At 41.8% G+C, this 764-nt stretch carries 2 protein-coding genes; both read left to right on the forward strand.

The window, feature by feature from the left end:
- The first annotated feature begins 73 nt into the window (after positions 1-73).
- Entirely contained in the window at positions 74-448 is a 375-nt protein-coding gene (gene rpsF / locus EK386_RS20720; RefSeq protein ID WP_005598107.1) for a 30S ribosomal protein S6, read from the forward strand.
- Positions 423-764, forward strand: a 342-nt coding sequence (priB, locus tag EK386_RS20725; RefSeq protein ID WP_179966075.1) for a primosomal replication protein N, incomplete at its 3' end; no start/stop codon positions are given. The genes rpsF and priB, both read left to right, overlap by 26 nt.

Genomic DNA, 764 nt, shown 5'->3' on the forward strand with positions numbered 1-764 from the left:
GTTTTTTTAATCCTTGCTTCCACAAGTTGGTGACTGGCTAAAGTTGGAGGCTGCTAACCCGTAAGGATAGTCAATGCGTCACTACGAAATCGTTTTTATGGTTCACCCGGACCAAAGCGAACAAGTACCGGCAATGATTGAGCGTTACACAGCGTCTGTTAAAGAAGCTGGCGGTCAAGTTCATCGCTTAGAAGATTGGGGTCGTCGTCAATTAGCATACCCAATCAACAAACTTCACAAAGCACACTACGTGTTAATGAATGTAGAAGCACCTCAAAGTGTAATCGACGAGTTAGAAACTAACTTCCGTTATAACGATGCAGTTCTTCGTAACTTAATCGTTCACACTAAAGCGGCAGTAACTGAAGCGTCACCAATGGTGAAAGCGAAAGAAAGCAAAGTTGCTGAAGCGGTAGCTGAAGTTGAATCAGAGGAAGCTGGCGAGTAATTCGCCGATTGATAATTGCTTAATTCTGAGCGGCTCGGTCGCTTCAACGGTTAAGCAAAGCCAAAACCCGTTAGGGGTTCCGAATTACCGTTTTTGGCTTGAACATCGTTCAATTCAAACCGAAGTAAATTTAGAGCGTCAAGCGTGGTGTAAAATCCAAGTGATTTTAAATGGCAATCAATTTAGTTTAATAACCCAACAAATAAAGCTCGGCGATAAAATTAGAGTTTACGGATTTATCCACACTCACAAAGACTATAACGGTTTAAGCCAATTAGTCGTTCATGCCGAACATATTGAATTTATAGATCAGGAG

The sequence above is a fragment of the Lysinibacillus antri genome (genome assembly GCF_003977595.1).
Classification (GTDB): Bacteria; Bacillota; Bacilli; order Bacillales_A; family Planococcaceae; genus Ureibacillus; species Ureibacillus antri.